General features: G+C 65.4%; 18 protein-coding genes and 1 tRNA gene. 15 read left to right on the plus strand and 4 right to left on the minus strand.

Going from position 1 to position 16,935, the window contains the following annotated elements:
- The first annotated feature begins 30 nt into the window (after positions 1-30).
- The 14 genes from uvrB (at position 31) to ACN9MV_RS13135 (ending at position 11,406) form a co-directional block, all read left to right on the plus strand.
- The gene (gene uvrB / locus ACN9MV_RS13070) at positions 31-2,148 is read left to right on the plus strand and encodes an excinuclease ABC subunit UvrB (RefSeq protein WP_093052341.1); all 2,118 of its coding nucleotides are present in this window, start codon (positions 31-33) and stop codon (positions 2,146-2,148) included.
- A gap of 233 nt (positions 2,149-2,381) precedes the next feature.
- Positions 2,382-2,918: a Fe-S cluster assembly transcriptional regulator IscR gene (gene iscR, locus ACN9MV_RS13075; RefSeq protein ID WP_007828186.1), complete on the plus strand. Its 537-nt coding sequence runs from the start codon at positions 2,382-2,384 to the stop codon at positions 2,916-2,918.
- 86 nt (positions 2,919-3,004) lie between these two features.
- Entirely contained in the window at positions 3,005-4,225 is a 1,221-nt protein-coding gene (locus ACN9MV_RS13080; RefSeq protein WP_307614505.1) for an IscS subfamily cysteine desulfurase, read from the plus strand.
- A 50-nt stretch (positions 4,226-4,275) separates the two neighbouring features.
- Complete coding sequence (iscU, locus tag ACN9MV_RS13085; RefSeq protein ID WP_093052335.1) at positions 4,276-4,695, plus strand: Fe-S cluster assembly scaffold IscU; 420 nt, start codon at positions 4,276-4,278, stop codon at positions 4,693-4,695.
- A gap of 1 nt (position 4,696) precedes the next feature.
- Entirely contained in the window at positions 4,697-5,020 is a 324-nt protein-coding gene (gene iscA, locus ACN9MV_RS13090) for an iron-sulfur cluster assembly protein IscA (RefSeq protein ID WP_007828190.1), read from the plus strand.
- A gap of 63 nt (positions 5,021-5,083) precedes the next feature.
- Complete coding sequence (hscB, locus tag ACN9MV_RS13095; protein WP_093052332.1) at positions 5,084-5,602, plus strand: Fe-S protein assembly co-chaperone HscB; 519 nt, start codon at positions 5,084-5,086, stop codon at positions 5,600-5,602.
- A gap of 90 nt (positions 5,603-5,692) precedes the next feature.
- A complete protein-coding gene (gene hscA / locus ACN9MV_RS13100) occupies positions 5,693-7,555 on the plus strand; it encodes a Fe-S protein assembly chaperone HscA (protein ID WP_426392602.1) in 1,863 nt (620 codons plus the stop codon).
- Between the two features lie 9 nt (positions 7,556-7,564).
- A complete protein-coding gene (fdx, locus tag ACN9MV_RS13105; protein WP_093176617.1) occupies positions 7,565-7,903 on the plus strand; it encodes an ISC system 2Fe-2S type ferredoxin in 339 nt (112 codons plus the stop codon).
- Entirely contained in the window at positions 7,903-8,610 is a 708-nt protein-coding gene (gene dnaQ, locus ACN9MV_RS13110; RefSeq protein WP_093052326.1) for a DNA polymerase III subunit epsilon, read from the plus strand. The genes fdx and dnaQ overlap by 1 nt, the downstream gene beginning before the upstream one ends.
- Before the next feature lie 75 nt (positions 8,611-8,685).
- Positions 8,686-8,760: transfer RNA gene (locus tag ACN9MV_RS13115), tRNA-Val, on the plus strand.
- A gap of 161 nt (positions 8,761-8,921) precedes the next feature.
- The gene (locus ACN9MV_RS13120; RefSeq protein ID WP_093052323.1) at positions 8,922-9,044 is read left to right on the plus strand and encodes a stereocilin; all 123 of its coding nucleotides are present in this window, start codon (positions 8,922-8,924) and stop codon (positions 9,042-9,044) included.
- Between the two features lie 35 nt (positions 9,045-9,079).
- Positions 9,080-10,183, plus strand: coding sequence for an NAD(P)/FAD-dependent oxidoreductase (locus ACN9MV_RS13125; RefSeq protein ID WP_426392605.1), 1,104 nt, complete (start codon positions 9,080-9,082; stop codon positions 10,181-10,183).
- Positions 10,184-10,335: 152 nt separating this feature from the next.
- Complete coding sequence (locus ACN9MV_RS13130) at positions 10,336-10,632, plus strand: glycine zipper domain-containing protein (RefSeq protein ID WP_093052316.1); 297 nt, start codon at positions 10,336-10,338, stop codon at positions 10,630-10,632.
- Between the two features lie 54 nt (positions 10,633-10,686).
- Positions 10,687-11,406, plus strand: coding sequence for a phage holin family protein (locus tag ACN9MV_RS13135; RefSeq protein ID WP_093176620.1), 720 nt, complete (start codon positions 10,687-10,689; stop codon positions 11,404-11,406).
- Between the two features lie 22 nt (positions 11,407-11,428).
- On the opposite strand, the gene ACN9MV_RS13140 is transcribed toward ACN9MV_RS13135, so the two are convergent.
- A complete protein-coding gene (locus ACN9MV_RS13140) occupies positions 11,429-12,508 on the minus strand; it encodes a quinone-dependent dihydroorotate dehydrogenase (protein WP_426392608.1) in 1,080 nt (359 codons plus the stop codon).
- Between the two features lie 40 nt (positions 12,509-12,548).
- On the opposite strand from ACN9MV_RS13140, the gene rpiA reads away from it, so the two are divergent.
- Positions 12,549-13,253, plus strand: a complete 705-nt coding sequence (rpiA, locus tag ACN9MV_RS13145; protein WP_426392610.1) for a ribose-5-phosphate isomerase RpiA — start codon at positions 12,549-12,551, stop codon at positions 13,251-13,253.
- A gap of 28 nt (positions 13,254-13,281) precedes the next feature.
- On the opposite strand, the gene ACN9MV_RS13150 is transcribed toward rpiA, so the two are convergent.
- From ACN9MV_RS13150 to folD, 3 genes are read right to left on the minus strand one after another with little or no spacing between them, the layout of a single operon-like run.
- Positions 13,282-13,923: a glutaredoxin family protein gene (locus tag ACN9MV_RS13150; RefSeq protein WP_093176624.1), complete on the minus strand. Its 642-nt coding sequence runs from the start codon at positions 13,921-13,923 to the stop codon at positions 13,282-13,284.
- A 30-nt stretch (positions 13,924-13,953) separates the two neighbouring features.
- Positions 13,954-16,011, minus strand: a complete 2,058-nt coding sequence (locus ACN9MV_RS13155) for a M3 family metallopeptidase (protein ID WP_426392612.1) — start codon at positions 16,009-16,011, stop codon at positions 13,954-13,956.
- Positions 16,012-16,016: 5 nt separating this feature from the next.
- Positions 16,017-16,868 (minus strand): bifunctional methylenetetrahydrofolate dehydrogenase/methenyltetrahydrofolate cyclohydrolase FolD, encoded by an 852-nt coding sequence (gene folD / locus ACN9MV_RS13160; RefSeq protein WP_093078070.1) that lies wholly within the window; start codon positions 16,866-16,868, stop codon positions 16,017-16,019.
- Between the last annotated feature and the right edge of the window lie 67 nt (positions 16,869-16,935).

A 16,935-nucleotide genomic window follows, 5' to 3' on the forward strand; every position in this document is an offset into this window, starting at 1 on the left:
CGGCGCGAGCGCCACCTGTCGGGAACAGCCATGCCAGAGAACAACGAAGCCATAGCAGACCTGAAGAAACTGGACCCGATCGGGCCGGCGAAACAGGGGGAATTCATCCGCTATCCGGACTCGCCTTTCGAGCTTTTCCAGCCCTATCCGCCGGCCGGCGACCAGCCGAAAGCGATCGAGGGGCTGGTCGAGGGCGTGATCGACGGCGAAGTGTTCCAGACCCTGCTGGGCGTGACCGGTTCGGGCAAGACCTTCACCATGGCCAACGTGATCGCCCGGCTGGGCCGCCCGGCCATCGTATTTGCGCCCAACAAGACACTGGCGGCGCAGCTCTACAGCGAATTCCGAGAGTTCTTCCCGAAGAACGCCGTCGAGTACTTCGTGAGCTACTACGACTACTACCAGCCCGAGGCCTACGTGCCGCAGCGCGACTTGTTCATCGAGAAAGATTCATCGATCAACGAGCACATCGAGCAGATGCGGCTGTCGGCCACCAAGAGCGTGCTGGAGCGGCGCGACACGGTCATCGTGGCCACGGTGAGCGCCATCTACGGCATCGGCACGCCCGAGGACTACATGGAGATGCGGCTGATTGCCCGCGTCGGCGACAAGGTCGGCCAGCGCGACCTGATTTCGCGGCTCATCCGCATGCAGTACCTGCGCAACGAGCAGGACTTTGCCCGCGGCACCTTTCGCGTGCGGGGCGACACCATCGACGTGTTCCCGGCGGAGCACAGCGAGCTGGCGATCCGCTTCGAGCTGTTCGACGACGAGATCGAGTCGCTGCAGCTCTTCGACCCGCTGACCGGCCGCATCCGCCAGAAGGTGCCGCGCTTCACCGTGTATCCGTCGAGCCATTACGTCACGCCGCGCGACAAGGTCATGGCGGCGGTGGAAACCATCAAGATCGAGCTTGGCGATCGGCTCAAGGAACTGGTGGGGGCGGGCAAGCTGGTCGAGGCGCAGCGGCTGGAGCAGCGCACCCGTTTCGACCTCGAAATGCTCGCCGAAATCGGCCATTGCAAGGGCATTGAGAACTACACGCGCCACCTCTCGGGCGCTGCGCCAGGCGACCCGCCGGCAACGCTGACCGATTACCTGCCGAAGGACGCGCTGATGTTCCTCGACGAAAGTCACCAGATGATCGGCCAGCTCAGCGCCATGTACAACGGCGACCGGGCGCGCAAGACCACGCTGGTCGAGTACGGCTTCCGCTTGCCGAGTGCGCTGGACAACCGGCCGCTCAAGATGGAGGAGTTCGAAAAGCGCATGCGCCAGTGCATCTTCGTTTCGGCCACGCCGGCGCAATACGAGAAGGACCATGCCGGCAACGTGGTCGAACAGCTGGTGCGGCCCACCGGACTGATCGACCCCGAGGTCGAGGTGCGGCCCGCCACGCATCAGGTGGACGATGTGCTGGGCGAGATCCGCGTGCGCGTGGACAAGAACGAGCGCGTGCTGATCACCACGCTGACCAAGCGCATGGCCGAGCAGCTGACCGACTACCTGGGCGACAACGGGGTGAAGGTGCGCTACCTGCACAGTGACGTCGACACGGTCGAGCGGGTGGAAATACTGCGCGATCTGCGCCTGGGCACCTTCGACGTGCTGGTGGGCATCAATCTGCTGCGCGAGGGGCTGGATATTCCCGAGGTATCGCTGGTGGCGATCCTCGACGCCGACAAGGAAGGCTTCTTGCGCGCAGAGCGCTCGCTGATCCAGACCATTGGCCGCGCAGCGCGGAACCTGAACGGCAAGGCCATCCTCTACGCCGACCGGATGACCGAGTCGATGAAGAAGGCCATCGGCGAAACCGAGCGCCGCCGTGCCCGGCAGATTGCCTACAACGAAGCCAACGGCATCACGCCGCGCAGCATCGTCAAGCAGGTGCGCGACCTGATCGACGGCGTCTACAGCGAGAAAACGGGCAAGGAAATGGCCAAGCTCGACCTGGAACGCGCCAAGGTCGAGGACATGAGCGAAAAGGACATCGCCCGGGAAATCAAGCGGCTGGAAAAGCAGATGCTGGAGCACGCCCGCAACCTCGAATTCGAGAAGGCAGCCCGGGTGCGCGACCAGTTGGCGTTGCTGCGGGAGCAGGCGTTCGGGGCGTCGGGCGGCGACAACATCGCGATCCCGCCGCAGTAGGTCAGACGTTCGCATTCTTCAAGCGAACCGCGCTGGGGTTTACCCCAGCAGACCTCGGGGGCTTCTGTTATACTTGAGCGAAACAGTCAACAACAAGAAAAGAACTTCGCGATGAAGGACCGACTCCTACCGACTGGTTCACCAGCGTCAGGGGTCGGGCAGGGCGGAGACGAAGTCACCGCGGTCCAGGACCACGGTGTCATTTCAACGGTAAGCACTTGAAGGAGCTTGCGATGCGTCTCACTACCAAAGGCCGTTTTGCGGTCACAGCAATGATCGATCTGGCGTTGCGTCAGAACACCGGTCCGGTCACGCTGGCTGCGATCAGCCAGCGGCAGCAGATTTCGTTGTCGTACCTCGAACAGCTGTTCGGCAAACTGCGCCGTCACGAGCTGGTCGAGTCGACCCGCGGCCCCGGCGGCGGCTACAGCCTCGGTCGCAAGGCCGCGGACATCACCGTGGCCGACATCATCGTTTCCGTCGATGAACCCATCGATGCCACCCAGTGCGGCGGCAAGGAAAACTGCCTCGGCGAAGCCGGCCGCTGCATGACGCACGAGCTCTGGGCCTCGCTGAACCAGCGCATGGTCGAGTTCCTCGACTCCGTCACGCTGCAGAAGCTGGTCGACGACCAGATCGCCAAGGGCGTGCAGATCGAAAACAAGCCGGTCGTCAAGCGTGCGATCTCGGCCCAGCCGGTGGTCAAGCCGATCCGCGTCAACGCACCTAATTCGGTGTTCGCGCTCGGCAACGCCTTCGCCAAGTCCTGAGTACTGAGTCCCCGGCGGCGCCTTCGGGCGCCACCCTGAGCCGCCCAGATCAAAAAACAACCCCCCCACGCCAGCACGAGCCAGCCATGGACGTAACTCCTCATTTCCCGATCTATCTCGATTACGGCGCGACCACGCCGGTCGACCCGCGTGTGGTCGACGCCATGATTCCCTGGTTGCGCGAACACTTCGGCAACCCGGCGTCGCGCAGCCACGCATGGGGCTGGGAGGCTGAAGAGGCGGTCGAGAAGGCGCGTGGCCAGGTGGCTGACCTGATCAATGCGGATCCCCGCGAAATCGTCTGGACGTCGGGCGCGACCGAATCGATCAATCTCGCGCTCAAGGGCGCGGCCCAGTTCTACAAGGGCAAGGGCAAGCACCTGATCACCCTGAAGACCGAGCACAAGGCTGTGCTCGACACCATGCGCGAGCTCGAGCGCCAGGGCTTCGAAGTCACCTACCTCGACGTCGAGGAAAATGGCCTCGTCGACCTTGAAAAGTTCAAGGCCGCGATCCGCCCTGACACCATCCTGGCCAGCGTGCTGTTCGTGAACAACGAAATCGGCGTGATCCAGGACGTGGTCGCGATCGGCAATGTCTGCCGCGAAAAGGGCATCATCTTCCACGTCGATTCGGCCCAGGCCACCGGCAAGGTCGAAATCGACATCACGAAGCTGCCCATCGACCTGATGAGCCTCGCCTCGCACAAGACCTATGGCCCCAAGGGCATCGGCGCGCTGTACGTGCGCCGCAAGCCGCGAGTGCGGCTCGAGGCGCAAATGCACGGCGGCGGTCACGAACGCGGCATGCGTTCGGGCACCTTGCCCACGCACCAGATCGTCGGCATGGGCGAGGCCTACCGCATCGCCAAGCTCGAAATGAAGGACGACATCGCCCATGCGCGCCGCCTGCAGAAGCGTCTGCTCGATGGCCTGAAGGATGTCGAGCAGGTGTTCATCAACGGCGACCTCGAACACCGTGTGCCGCACAACCTGAACATGAGCTTCAACTACGTCGAAGGCGAGTCGCTGATCATGGGCATCAAGGGCCTGGCGGTGTCGTCGGGTTCGGCCTGCACCTCGGCCAGCCTGGAGCCCAGCTATGTGCTGCGCGCCCTGGGCCGCAGCGACGAGCTGGCCCACAGCAGCCTTCGCATGACCATCGGCCGTTTCACGACCGAAGAAGAAATCGACTACGCCATTTCGACCATCAAGCACAACGTTGCCAAGCTGCGTGAGCTGAGCCCCCTGTGGGAGATGTTCCAGGACGGCGTCGACATCAGCACGATCCAGTGGTCGGCCCACTGACGCAGGCCCGCACCAGGCTCCACGATTGAACAAAGTTTGAGAGGTACACCATGGCATATTCTTCCAAGGTCATCGACCACTACGAAAATCCACGCAACGTCGGCTCCTTCGAAAAGGGCGACGACTCGGTAGGCACCGGCATGGTCGGCGCGCCGGCCTGCGGTGACGTGATGAAGCTGCAGATCAAGGTCAACCCCGAAACCGGCGTGATCGAAGACGCGCGCTTCAAGACCTACGGCTGCGGCTCGGCCATTGCGTCGTCGTCGCTCGTGACCGAATGGGTCAAGGGTAAGACGCTCGACGAAGCGGCTGCGCTCAAGAACGCGCAGATCGCCGAAGAGCTGGCGCTGCCGCCCGTGAAGATCCACTGCTCCATCCTGGCCGAAGACGCGATCAAGGCCGCCGTGAGCGACTACAAGGCCAAGCACGGCGTCAAGACCGAAGCTGCTGCTGCCGAAGCTGTTCACTGACATGGCCGTCACGCTGACCGAAGCCGCTGCGCGACACGTCACCCGCTACCTCGGCAAACGGGGCAAGGGCGTGGGCGTGCGGCTGGGCGTGAAGACCACGGGCTGCTCCGGCCTGGCCTACAAGCTCGAGTACGTGGACGAGTTCACGCCTGAAGACGTGGTGTTCGAAGACCACGGCGTGAAGGTGCTGGTCGACCCGAAGAGCCTGGCCTACATCGACGGCACGCAGCTCGACTTCGTGCGCGAGGGCCTGAACGAGGGTTTCAAGTTCATCAACCCCAACGAACGCGACCGTTGCGGCTGCGGGGAAAGTTTTCGCATCTGATGCGCCGTCGCTGACCGCGACAACAGCCGCCACCATGTCATGTGCTGGCGGTTTTTTCTTGCCATGAACCTGAACGACACCGACTTTCAACTGTTCGCCGTCCCGGCGACTTTCGCGCAGGACCGTGCGGTGCTCGACGCGCGCTGGAAAGAGCTGCAGCGCGAAGCCCACCCGGACCGCTTTGCCGCGCAGGGCGCCGCCGCGCAACGTGTGGCCATGCAGTGGTCGGTGCGCATCAACGAGGCTTACCAGCGGCTCAAGGATCCGATCCGCCGCGCCAGCTACATCTGCGAACTGCACGACGCACCGCTGAACGCCGAGAACAACACGGCGATGCCGCCGGAGTTCCTGATGCAGCAGATGGAGTGGCGCGAGGCGCTCGACGATGTCGAAGACGCCGCTTCGCTTGAAAAGCTCCAGGCCGAGGTCGAGGCTGCCCGCGCCCGCGCACTGTCGTCGCTCGACTGGCTGATCGACGAAAAAGGCGACTACCCCGCCGCCGCGCAGCAGGTGAGAGCCCTCATGTTCATTGAGCGCTTCGGACAGGACGTCGAAGCCAAATTCGATCAGTTGGGACAATAGAGACATGAACCCCCACGCTCATCACTTCGTGTATTCACTGCCCCCCGAGGGGGTGCAGGCCTCCCTTGGGGCGGCCCGGCGGGAGGCCTGATGGCTCTTCTTCAGATTTCCGAACCCGGCCAGGCGCCCGACCCGCATCAGCGTCGCATTGCCGTGGGCATCGACCTCGGCACCACCCATTCGCTGGTGGCCGCGGTGCGCAACGGCGTGGCCGAATGCCTGCCCGACGACCAGGGTCGCGTGCTGCTGCCTTCGGCCGTGCGCTACCTTGAAAACGACCGCCGCCAGATCGGCTTCGATGCGCTGGCGGCGCGCGCCAAGGACCCGGCCAACACGATCACTTCGGTGAAGCGGCTCATGGGCCGCGGCCTGGCCGACATCGCGAACCGCGAAGCGATGTCGTACCGCATCGGCAGCAGCGATGGCGGCATGGTGCAGGTGCAGACCCTGGCGGGCGAGAAGTCGCCGGTCGAGATCAGCGCCGAGATCCTGGCCACGCTGCGCTTTCGTGCCGAGGACACCTTCGACGACGAGCTCTACGGTGCCGTCATCACCGTGCCGGCGTACTTCGACGAAGGCCAGCGCCAGGCGACCAAGGATGCCGCGCAGCTCGCCGGCCTCAACGTGCTTCGCCTTATCAGCGAGCCCACGGCGGCCGCCATCGCATATGGCCTCGACAACGCGAGCGAAGGTGTCTACGCGGTCTACGACCTGGGCGGCGGCACCTTCGACATCTCGATCCTGCGGCTCACGCAGGGCGTGTTCGAGGTGATCGCCACGGGGGGCGACTCAGCCCTTGGCGGCGACGACTACGACCACGCGCTGGCCGGCTTCGTGCTCGCGCAGACGGGCCTGCAAGCCGGCAGCGATGCCGACAAGGCCGCGTTGCTGGTCGCCGCACGGGCCGCGAAAGAGGCGCTGACCGATTCGGAATCGGCCCTGTTCAAGGCTGACGTGGCAGGCAAGACCGCTTCGTTCGACCTGACCCGCGAACAGTTCTACACCGCCACGCGGCCGCTCACCGATCGCACCATTGCTGCCGTCCGCAAGGCGCTGCGCGACGCGAAGCTCAAGCCCGACGACCTGCAGGGCATCGTGCTTGTCGGCGGCTCCACCCGCATGCCGCAGATCCGCGGCGCCGTCGCCGAGTTCTTCGGCCGCGAGCCGCTGGTCAACCTGAACCCTGATGAAGTCGTGGCCCTCGGTGCTGCCATCCAGGCCAACCAGCTCGCCGGCAACAACGGCGCGGGCGAGCTGCTGTTGCTCGACGTGATCCCGCTCTCACTCGGCATCGAGACCATGGGCGGCCTGGTCGAGCGCGTCGTGCCGCGCAACCAGACCATCCCCACCGCAATGGCGCAGGACTTCACGACCTATCAAGACGGCCAGACCGCGCTGGCGCTGCACGTGGTGCAGGGCGAGCGCGATCTCGTGGCCGACTGCCGCAGCCTCGCGCGCTTCACGCTGCGCGGTATCCCACCGATGGCGGCCGGCGCGGCACGCATCCGCGTGACCTTCACGGTCGACGCAGACGGTCTGCTTAGCGTGAGTGCCAAGGAGCAGGGCAGCGGCGTCGAAGCCAGCGTGGCGGTCAAGCCGTCATACGGTCTGTCGGACGACCAGATCGCGACCATGCTGCAGGAGAGCTTTTCCACGGCGCAGCAGGACATGCTGGCCCGCGCGCTGGTCGAGGCGCGCGTCGATGCCGATCGCATGCTGCTCGCCACGCAGAGCGCGCTCGATGCCGACGGTGACCTGCTGAGCGACGGAGAGCGCGCCGTCATAGACGAATCGATGGCGCAGTTGCGTGAAACCGCCAAGGGCAGCAACGAGGCCGCCGCCATCGAGGCTGCCACCAAGAAGCTGGCCGACGACACCGAAGCCTTTGCCGCACAGCGAATGAACGCGGGCATTGCGCGCGCACTTGCCGGCCGCAAGGTCGAATCTCTCTAGAACAACAACATGCCCACGATCAAGATCTACCCGCATCCCGAGTACTGCCCGCAGGGCGCCGAAATCACCGCGCCCGCCGGCACCTCGATCTGCGAGGCGCTGCTCGACAACAACATCAACATCGAGCATGCCTGCGAGATGAGCTGCGCCTGCACCACCTGCCACGTGATCGTGCGCGAGGGCTTCAACTCGCTGAACGAGGCGGAAGAGGGCGAAGAAGACTTGCTCGACCGTGCCTGGGGCCTGGAGCCCCAGTCGCGCCTGAGTTGCCAATCGATCCTGGCGCAGGAGAATGTGACCATCGAGATTCCCAAGTACTCGATCAATCACGCCAAGGAAAACCACTGATGTCGCGCCAGATCGTTCTTGATACCGAAACCACCGGCCTCTCTGCGGAGAACGGCGACCGGGTCATCGAGCTCGGCTGCGTGGAGCTGTTCGCCCGCAAGCTCACCGGCAACGACCTGCACATCTACTTCAACCCTGAGCGCGAGAGCCACGAGGACGCGCTCAAGGTCCACGGCCTGACGACCGACTTCCTGCGCGACAAGCCGAAGTTCGCCACATTGGCCAACGACATCGTCGAGTACCTGCGCGATGCCGAGCTGATCATTCACAACGCGGCCTTCGACGTCGGCTTTCTCAACAAGGAATTCGAGCGTGCCGGCTTGCCGCCGCTGCGCACCTTCGTCAGCGAAGTGACCGACACGCTGGCCATGGCCAAGCAGGTGTACCCGGGCAAGCGCAATTCGCTGGACGCGCTGTGCGACCGCTTCGGTGTCGACCGCTCGAACCGCACCTTCCACGGCGCCAAGCTCGACGCGCAACTGCTGGCAGACGTCTACATCAACCTCACTCGAGGCCAGGATGCGCTGCTGATCGACGTGGCTTCGAACGAGCCTCAGCTGGGTACCACCGTGGTGGCCATCGACCTGAGCCAGTTCGAGCTGCCGGTGATCCTGGCCGCCGAGCACGAGCTGACCGCGCACGAAGCGGTGTTGGGGCAACTCGACAAATCGAGCGGCGGTCGCACGCTGTTTCGCGAAAACGGCTGAAAAGCTATGGCATAATCTGAGGCTTCGCACAACGCGATACGTTTTCAGAACGCTGCAGTCAAACAGCAGCGTTTCGGGCGGTTAGCTCAGGGGTAGAGCACAGCATTCACACTGCTGGGGTCGGAGGTTCGAAACCTCCACCGCCCACCATTCAAAGCAACGACTTACGGCACCTTCGGGTGCCGTTTTCGTTTGTCGCGCCGGCTTCATTCATTGACTGAACTGTCGGCCTGCACCGACGGCAAGTGCAGCCAAGGGCTGTTGAACTTCCCGTAGTGGCGGCCTAGAACTGAGGGGCAAGGAGCACCGCCATGGCCACTCACCCAGATCTTCCGACCCCCGTCACGCCGAACCTGCCCGTCGAGCCCGACGAAGGGGCTGAGACGCCACCCGACGAACCCACCGATCCGGAGCCGCCGCCCTCCGTGCAATGAGGAAATCCGCGAGCGAGCCGCGCTAAGCTCGCGCGATGGACGAAATAGATTGCGCTGTCATCGGCGCTGGTGTGGTGGGGCTGGCAGTGGCGCGCGCCTTGGCGCTCGCGGGCCGGGAAGTGCTGGTGCTCGAATCCGAAGGTGCCATTGGCACGGGTACGAGTTCGCGCAACAGCGAAGTCATTCACGCCGGCATCTACTACCCGCAGGGCTCGCTCAAGGCGAGGCTCTGCGTCGAGGGCAAGGAAATGCTGTACGCCTACGCGGCGGAGCGTGGTGTGCCGCATCAGCGCTGCGGCAAGCTGATCGTGGCGACCTTGCCCGAGCAGGCGGACCAGCTCGATGTCATCCGGACGAAGGCGGCTGCGAACGGCGTCGGTGATCTGACGTTGATCACCGCGCAGCAGGCTGTGGCGATGGAGCCGCAGCTGCATTGCGTGGCGGCGCTGCATTCGCCGAGCACAGGCATCGTCGATAGCCACTCGCTCATGCTGAGCCTGCTCGGCGACCTCGAGAACGCGGGCGGCATGCTGGCACTGAAATCGCCCATCGTGCGTGCCGAATGCGGCGATGGTGCCATCGTCCTGATGGCTGAGGATGGCACTGCGCTGCGTTGCCGCAGCGTGGTCAATGCAGCGGGTCTCGGTGCCCCTGCGCTGGCGCGGCGTTTCGAGGGCCTGCCGGCCTCGGCGGTGCCCAGGGAATACTTCGCCAAGGGCAACTACTTCACCCTGTCGGGGCGGGCGCCGTTCGGGCGTCTGATCTATCCCGTGCCCGAGCCGGGTGGGCTGGGCGTGCACCTCACGATCGACCTGGGCGGCCAGGCCAAGTTCGGGCCCGATGTGCAGTGGGTGTCTTCGGCCGACGAACTTGTGGTGGACCCGGCCCGCGGCGAGGGCTTCTATGCCGAAGTGCGCAAGTACTGGCCCGCGCTGCCCGATGGCGCCCTGATCCCGGGCTACGCAGGCATGCGGCCGAAGATCTCGGGCCCGGGCGAGCCGGCGGCCGACTTCATGATCGACGGACCTGCATCGCACGGTGTGCCGGGGCTGGTCAATCTCTTCGGCATCGAGTCGCCAGGCCTCACGAGCAGCCTGGCCATCGGGCGCCATGTGGCCGGCTTGCTGGCGGACGCGTGAAGCGCTTTGCACGTCACGAAGTGGCATCTCGCGTCAAAGTCTGCACATCTGTAGCGCCTGAGGGTCTTTTGAGCCTGTAACATGACAGCACGCCATTTGCTGGCGCGAAGCCGCCGGCGCGGTGCCGGTGTCATCACGGAGGAAAGTTTCCAATGAGTGCATCCCAAAATCTTGAAGCAGCAGCCGAAGACATTGCAAGCGACGTGCGCGGCGTGCTGGCAAGCAAGGACCTGGATTCGGTTCCCCACATCAAGGCGCTGCGCCAGCGCATCGACACCAAGCTGGCCATCGCACGCGAACTCGCGGCCGAGAAGAGCAAGCTCGCCGCCAAGAAGGCCCGTGAAGCGGCCACCTCCGCCAACGCCTACGCCCACGACGAACCATGGCAGATCGCCGGTGCCGCACTGGCCGTCGGCGTGCTGGTGGGCCTGCTGCTTGGCCGCCGCTGACCTGAGCGCGCACGGCAGCAAGATCGTTCATCCGGACATGGCCGGAGCCAGCCCATGAGGCTGCTGTCCCTGTTCGGGCTGAACGCCCGGATTCGCCGGCTGCGCATTGCCGCGGCCGAAGGCGCCTTGGCGGCCGAAGACCGGGTGCAATTGCTGCGCATGGCCTGGGAGGACGAGAAGCAGCGTCTCAAGCTGATGCTCGTCTTCAGTCTGGCCGTGCTGGGGCTCACCACGGTCACGGTGGCCTTGCTGTCCGTGGCGGTGGTGGTTCATTTCTGGGAAACACCGTACCGCATCACCGCTGCGTGGTCGGTGGCAGGCGTGTGGATCGTGCTCTGGCTGGCGGCCGCCGTCGGCTTGCTGCTGACCCTGCGCAATGCGTCCAACAGCTTCGTGCCGGCACGCCACGAGTTCGAGCGCGACTGGGCCTGGGTCCAGGACAGCTTCGGCCTGGGCAAGGATCCGGAGCAGGACGAAGAAGCGCCGCGCCCCCCGCGGCCGGCCACGCGCGAAGAGTTGCTGGCGCGCATGGAGCGTCAACGCGAGCGCATCGCGACGCTGCAGGGTGGACGCGAGGCACAGCCTGCGGGCGGCTCGGGCGAAGGCGAAGCGCCTCCGCCCAATGAATCGGCTGCTGCTGCGGCCTTGCGCATCGCCCGTGCGCATCCGGTGGCCACCGGCGTCGTTGCCGCGGCGGCCGTGGTGGTGATCAAGCCGAGGCGCCTGCTGCGCTGGGCTGCGGTCATCGCGCCAGTGCTCTGGCGCATGCGCTGAAGAGGAAAGAAAGAAAAAGCTCTCAGGCCTTGCTGCGATCGCGCAGCAGCGCCTGAGCTGCTTCGCGGACCAGCGCCGGTCCGCGGTAGATCAGGCCGGTGTAGATCTGCACCACGTCCGCACCCGCGGCGATCTTGGCCTTGGCATCCGCGCCACTGAGGATGCCGCCCACCCCGATGATCGGAAAGCCCGAGCCCAGCGCCGCGCGCAATTGGGCGATCACGCGGTTGCTTGCCTCGCGCACCGGTGCACCCGACAGTCCACCCGCTTCTTCGGCATGCGGCAGGCCTTTGACGGCATCACGCGCAAGCGTGGTGTTGGTGGCGATCACGCCGTCCATGCCGTGGCGCTTCAGCGTGGCGGCGATGACTGCCACCTGGGCTTCGTCGAGATCGGGCGCGATCTTCACGAACAGCGGCGAGCGCTTGTTGTGGCGTGCTGCCAGAGCCTCGCGCCGTTCGGCCACCGCGCCGAGCAGCGCATCGAGCGCTTCGTCGCTTTGCAGCGTGCGCAGGTTGGCTGTGTTGGGGCTCGAGATGTTGATCGTCACATAGTCGGCATGCGGATACACGCCGTCGAGGCAGATCAGATAGTCGTCCACCGCACGCTCGATCGGCGTGGCGGCGTTCTTGCCGATGTTGAGGCCCAGCAGCATCGGCTGCTTCGCACCGCCGCCGCCCTTGCGAAAGCGCGCCTTCTGCACGTTGGCCAGGAAGGCGTCGAGCCCTTCGTTGTTGAAGCCTAGCCGGTTGATCAGCGCGTCACGCTGCGGCAGGCGGAACATGCGCGGCTTGGGATTGCCCGGCTGGGCCTTCGGCGTCACCGTGCCGACCTCGACGAAGCCGAACCCCATGGCGGCGAAGGCGTCGATGCAACGGGCGTTCTTGTCGAGCCCGGCCGCCAGGCCCACGCGGTTCGGAAAGGTCAGCCCGGCAAGCTGGACGGGGTCGTCGACGCGGGGCGCCGAGTAAGCACAGGCCAGCGGCGTGTTCTGGGTGCGCGCCAGCCCGTCCAGCGTGATTTCGTGGGCATGCTCGGGGTCGAAACCGAACAGGAAAGGGCGGGCAAGGCCGTAGAGCGAGGAGGGCATCAGCAGGGGCATCGGATAATTCGGGGCTTCAATGAGCCAAGGATTCTCCGCGATGACCGCACCCGCCTCCCCAACCCCTCTTTCTCAGGACGAACTCAAGGCCCAGGTCGGCCTTGCCGCGCTGGCCTATGTGGTCAAGGGCGAGATCGTCGGCGTCGGCACCGGCTCGACGGTGAACAAGTTCATCGATGCGCTGGCCACCATCAAGGACGAGATCAAGGGCGCCGTCTCCAGCTCGGTCGCCTCGACCGAGCGACTGCGTGCCCTCGGCATTCCGGTGTTCGACAGCAACGAGGTGGAAGAGCTGGCGGTCTACATCGACGGCGCGGACGAAATCGACCACCGCGGTTTCATGGTGAAGGGCGGCGGTGCTGCACTCACGCGCGAGAAGATCGTCGCGGCCCAGTCGCGCAAGTTCGTCTGCATTGCCGACGCATCCAAGCTGGTAGAGGTGCTGGGCGCCTTTCCGCTGCCGGTGGAAGTGATTCCGATGGCCGCGCGCCGCGTGATGCGCCAGTTCGCCAGCATGGGTGGCATCGCCCAGGTGCGCGAGAAAGACGGCCTGCCGCTGGTCACGGACAACGGCCAGCACATCGTCGACGTGACGGGCCTTCGGATCACCGATCCGCTGGCTTTCGAGTCCGAAGTGAGCAAGTGGCCGGGCGTGGTGACGGTCGGCGTCTTCGCGCACCAGAAGGCCGACGTGTGCCTGCTGGGCACCTCGACTGGCGTGAAGACGCTGCAGTTCGGCGCCTAGGAATGAAAGGCCGCGTGAGCGGCCTGGCTCAGAACTTGATGCCGGCGGGATTGCTCGGGCTCGGCTCGCTCGATGCGGGGGGCGGCGGCGCCGGCTGTGCGGCCGGTGCTGCGGCGGCACGGGGTGCGGGTGCTGCCTGCTGCGCGATCAGCGGTCGCGCGGGGCCGTTGCGGTAACCGGCGGGCAGGCTGTTGCTCTTGGGGTAGCCGGCCGCGTCGAGGTACTGCGACCACTCGACATCCGAGAAGCCCTTGAGCTGCTGCGACCCGATGGTCAGCAATGGCAGCGAGCTCTGGCTGCTCAGGCGCTGCAGCGCCTCGATTTCCTCGTTGCTCTTGACGGTGCGTTCCTCGAACGGAATGCCCCGCGTAATGAGCAGCGAGCGAGCCGTGCTGCACGGCCCGCATTCGTCGCTGCTGTACAGCGTGACGGGGTAGCGTTGAGCCACTTGCCGCAGCTCGTAGGGCAGGCCCGCATTTGCCGGCGTGGTGGAGCCGCCTTGCGAGGCCGAGGCCGGCTCGGTGCTGGCCGTGGGGGCGCGGTCCGAGAACGTTACCTTGCCATTCTTGTCGACCTGGCGATAGACCTGTTGCGCCATGGCGCCCGTGGCGACGAGCACCAGGGCCAGGCCGGTCAGGCGATGCAGTGAGAATTTGTAAATCGGATGCATCGCCCGAGTATCGCAAGCTTCAGCGCCGCATCAAGCAGGCTGAGGCTCCGCCATGCCCTGGTGTCGCAGCAGCGCATCAAGCTGGGGCTCACGGCCACGGAAAGCCTTGAACGAATCCATGGCGCTGCGGCTGCCGCCGGCCTCCAGGATGGCCTGGCGGTACTTGCGGCCGGTTTCGATGTTCGGCTCGCCGTCGGCGCCCACGGTTTCCTCGAAGGCCGCGTAGGCGTCGGCGCTCAGCACCTCGGCCCACTTGTAGCTGTAGTAGCCGGCTGCGTAGCCGCCCGAGAAGATGTGGCTGAAAGTATTCGGCGTGCGGCTGAACGGCGGCGAGGGCATCACCGCCACCTCGGCGCGCACCTTGCCGAGCAGCGCCATCACGTCGCCGGTCTTGGCGGCGGCCGCGTGGTACTCGGTGTGCAGCAGCATGTCGAACAGCGAGAACTCGATCTGGCGCAGCGTCTGCAGGCCGCTCTGGAAGTTCTTGGCAGCGGTCATCTTGTCGAACAGCGCGCGGGGCAGCGGTTCGCCGGTGTCGACGTGGGCGGTCATGTGCTTGAGCACATCCCACTCCCAGCAGAAGTTTTCCATGAACTGGCTCGGCAGCTCGACTGCATCCCACTCGACGCCGCTGATGCCCGACACGTCGCGCTCGTTCACCTGGGTGAGCATGTGGTGCAGGCCGTGGCCGAACTCGTGGAAGAGGGTGGTCACGTCGTCATGCGTGAGCAGCGGCGGCTTGCCGTCGACGCCGCTGGCAAAGTTGCACACCAGTTGCGCGATGGGGGTTTGCAGCGCACCGTTGTCGGGGCGCAGCCAGCGGGCGCGCACGTCGTCCATCCAGGCACCACCGCGTTTGGCGGCACGGGCAGAAGGGTCGAGATAGAACTGGCCGACCTTCTGACCGGCGCGTTCGATGCGGTAGAACTCGACGCTCGGGTGCCAAGTAGGCGCCGAGTCGCGGCGGATCGACACCTCGAACAGCGTCTCGACGATCTTGAACAGCCCGGCCATGACCTTCGGCGCGGGAAAGTACTGCTTCACCTCCTGCTCGCTGAAGGCGTAGCGCGCCTCCTTGAGCTTCTCGCCGATGTAGCTCCAGTCCCAGGGCTGGGGGTCGGTGATGCTCAACTGCTCCGAGGCGAAGACCCGCAGGTCGGCCAGGTCGCGCTCGCCATAGGGCTTGGCCTTGATTGCGAGATCGCGCAGGAACTTGACGACCTGCTCGGGCGACTCGGCCATCTTCGGCACGACAGAGAGTTCGCCGTAGTTCCTGTAGCCCAGCAGCTTCGCTTCTTCCTCGCGCAGCGCGAGGATTTCGGTGATGAGCGCCGTGTTGTCGAAGGCGGCGTCGCCGAACTCGCTGGCGCGGGTGACGTAGGCGCGGTAGAGCTTCTCGCGCAGCGCGCTGCTCTTGGCGAACTGCATCACCGGCAGGTAGCACGGCATCTTGAGCGTGAGCTTGTAGCCTTCCTTGCCATCGGCCTCTGCGGCGGCGCGCGCGGCGCTCACCACGTCTTCGGGCACGCCTTCGAGTTCGCCGAGCGCGGCGTAGTAGGCGAAGGCATCGGTTGCGTCGAGTGCGTTTTCGCTGAACTTCTGGCTCAGCTCGGCCTGGCGCTCCTGGATCTCGGCGAAGCGCTTCTTGGCGTCGCCCTGCAGCTCGGCACCGCCCAGCACGAAGTTGCGCACGGCATTGCGATGCGCCTGGCGCTGCTCTGCGTTGAGCGTGGCGACGTCGATGGCCTTGTACTTGGCGTACAGCTGCTCGTCGGAGCCCAGCCGGGTCCAGAAGGCGGTCACGCGCGGCATGGCCTCGTTGTAGGCGGCGCGCAATTCGGGCGTGTCGGCCACTGCGTTGAGGTGGCCGACGGCGCTCCAGGCGCGGCTGAAACGTTCGGAGGCCACGTCGAGCACCTTCGAGATCGCATTCCAGTCAGCGGGAAAGCCGGGCGCCGTCACGGTCTGCAGCGCGGTCTCGGCGTCGGCCAGCAGCGCGTCGACGGCGGGCGCGACGTGCTCGGGCTTGATGCGATCGAACAGCGGGAGATCGTTGAAATCGAGGAGAGGATTGTTCGTCATGGCCATGAAAGTTACTTGGCGGCGCGTTCGGCCGCTTCAAGGGTGTTTGCCAGAAGCATGGCGCGCGTCATGGGGCCGACGCCACCGGGCACGGGCGTGATCCAGCCGGCCACTTCCTTCACGCCGTCGAAATCGACGTCGCCGGCCAGCTTGCCGTCTTCCTTGCGGTTCATGCCCACGTCGATGACGACCGCGCCCGGCTTCACCATGTCGGCGGTCAGGAGATTGAGCTTGCCCACCGCCGCGACGATCACGTCGGCCTGGCGCGTGATGGCGCCCAGGTCTTGCGTGGCGCTGTGGCAGATGGTCACGGTGGCGCTCTTGGCGAGCAGCATCATGGCCATCGGCTTGCCGACGATGTTGCTGCGGCCGATGACCACGGCGTGCTTGCCGCGCAGGTCGTAGCCGATGGATTCGAGCATCTTCATGCAGCCGTGCGGCGTGCAGGGCCAGAAGCCTGGGGCGCCGGTCATCAGCGCACCGGCGCTGGCGACGTGAAAGCCGTCGACGTCCTTTGCGGGCGAGATCGTCTCGATGACCTTCTGGCTGTCCATGTGTTTGGGCAGCGGCAGCTGGACCAGGATGCCGTGCACCTTCGGGTCGTCGTTGAGGGTGCGGATGCGGGCCAGAAGATCGGCCTCGCTCATGTCGGCGGGGTAGGTTTCGAGCGTGGCTTCCAGGCCGGTCTGGGCGCTGTCGTTGACCTTGTGCTTCGTATAGACCTGGCTGGCCGGGTCTTCGCCCACGAGGATGATGGAAAGGGCCGGGTTCACGCCACGGGCCTTGAGTGCGGCGGTGCGGCCGGCAACTTCGGCGCGAATGGTTTTGGCGAGGGCGTTGCCGTCGATCAGTTGGGCGGTCATCGGTTTCGATTTTCCAAGTAAAAACGCCCGCTTGCGCAGGCGTGGGATTCATTCGTCGCTATCTGTC

The organism is Variovorax sp. R-27 (genome assembly GCF_049913215.1).
In the GTDB taxonomy this organism is placed as follows: Bacteria; Pseudomonadota; Gammaproteobacteria; order Burkholderiales; family Burkholderiaceae_C; genus Variovorax.

What these genes read in the sequence shown, in the direction of transcription:
- uvrB (WP_093052341.1), top strand. Translation starts at nt 31, where the DNA reads ATGCCAGAGAACAACGAAGCCATAGCAGACCTGAAGAAACTGGACCCG.
- iscR (WP_007828186.1), top strand. Translation starts at nt 2,382, where the DNA reads ATGCGTCTCACTACCAAAGGCCGTTTTGCGGTCACAGCAATGATCGAT.
- ACN9MV_RS13080 (WP_307614505.1), top strand. Translation starts at nt 3,005, where the DNA reads ATGGACGTAACTCCTCATTTCCCGATCTATCTCGATTACGGCGCGACC.
- iscU (WP_093052335.1), top strand. Translation starts at nt 4,276, where the DNA reads ATGGCATATTCTTCCAAGGTCATCGACCACTACGAAAATCCACGCAAC.
- iscA (WP_007828190.1), top strand. Translation starts at nt 4,697, where the DNA reads ATGGCCGTCACGCTGACCGAAGCCGCTGCGCGACACGTCACCCGCTAC.
- hscB (WP_093052332.1), top strand. Translation starts at nt 5,084, where the DNA reads ATGAACCTGAACGACACCGACTTTCAACTGTTCGCCGTCCCGGCGACT.
- hscA (WP_426392602.1), top strand. Translation starts at nt 5,693, where the DNA reads ATGGCTCTTCTTCAGATTTCCGAACCCGGCCAGGCGCCCGACCCGCAT.
- fdx (WP_093176617.1), top strand. Translation starts at nt 7,565, where the DNA reads ATGCCCACGATCAAGATCTACCCGCATCCCGAGTACTGCCCGCAGGGC.
- dnaQ (WP_093052326.1), top strand. Translation starts at nt 7,903, where the DNA reads ATGTCGCGCCAGATCGTTCTTGATACCGAAACCACCGGCCTCTCTGCG.
- ACN9MV_RS13120 (WP_093052323.1), top strand. Translation starts at nt 8,922, where the DNA reads ATGGCCACTCACCCAGATCTTCCGACCCCCGTCACGCCGAACCTGCCC.
- ACN9MV_RS13125 (WP_426392605.1), top strand. Translation starts at nt 9,080, where the DNA reads ATGGACGAAATAGATTGCGCTGTCATCGGCGCTGGTGTGGTGGGGCTG.
- ACN9MV_RS13130 (WP_093052316.1), top strand. Translation starts at nt 10,336, where the DNA reads ATGAGTGCATCCCAAAATCTTGAAGCAGCAGCCGAAGACATTGCAAGC.
- ACN9MV_RS13135 (WP_093176620.1), top strand. Translation starts at nt 10,687, where the DNA reads ATGAGGCTGCTGTCCCTGTTCGGGCTGAACGCCCGGATTCGCCGGCTG.
- ACN9MV_RS13140 (WP_426392608.1), bottom strand. Translation starts at nt 12,508, where the DNA reads ATGCCCCTGCTGATGCCCTCCTCGCTCTACGGCCTTGCCCGCCCTTTC.
- rpiA (WP_426392610.1), top strand. Translation starts at nt 12,549, where the DNA reads ATGACCGCACCCGCCTCCCCAACCCCTCTTTCTCAGGACGAACTCAAG.
- ACN9MV_RS13150 (WP_093176624.1), bottom strand. Translation starts at nt 13,923, where the DNA reads ATGCATCCGATTTACAAATTCTCACTGCATCGCCTGACCGGCCTGGCC.
- ACN9MV_RS13155 (WP_426392612.1), bottom strand. Translation starts at nt 16,011, where the DNA reads ATGGCCATGACGAACAATCCTCTCCTCGATTTCAACGATCTCCCGCTG.
- folD (WP_093078070.1), bottom strand. Translation starts at nt 16,868, where the DNA reads ATGACCGCCCAACTGATCGACGGCAACGCCCTCGCCAAAACCATTCGC.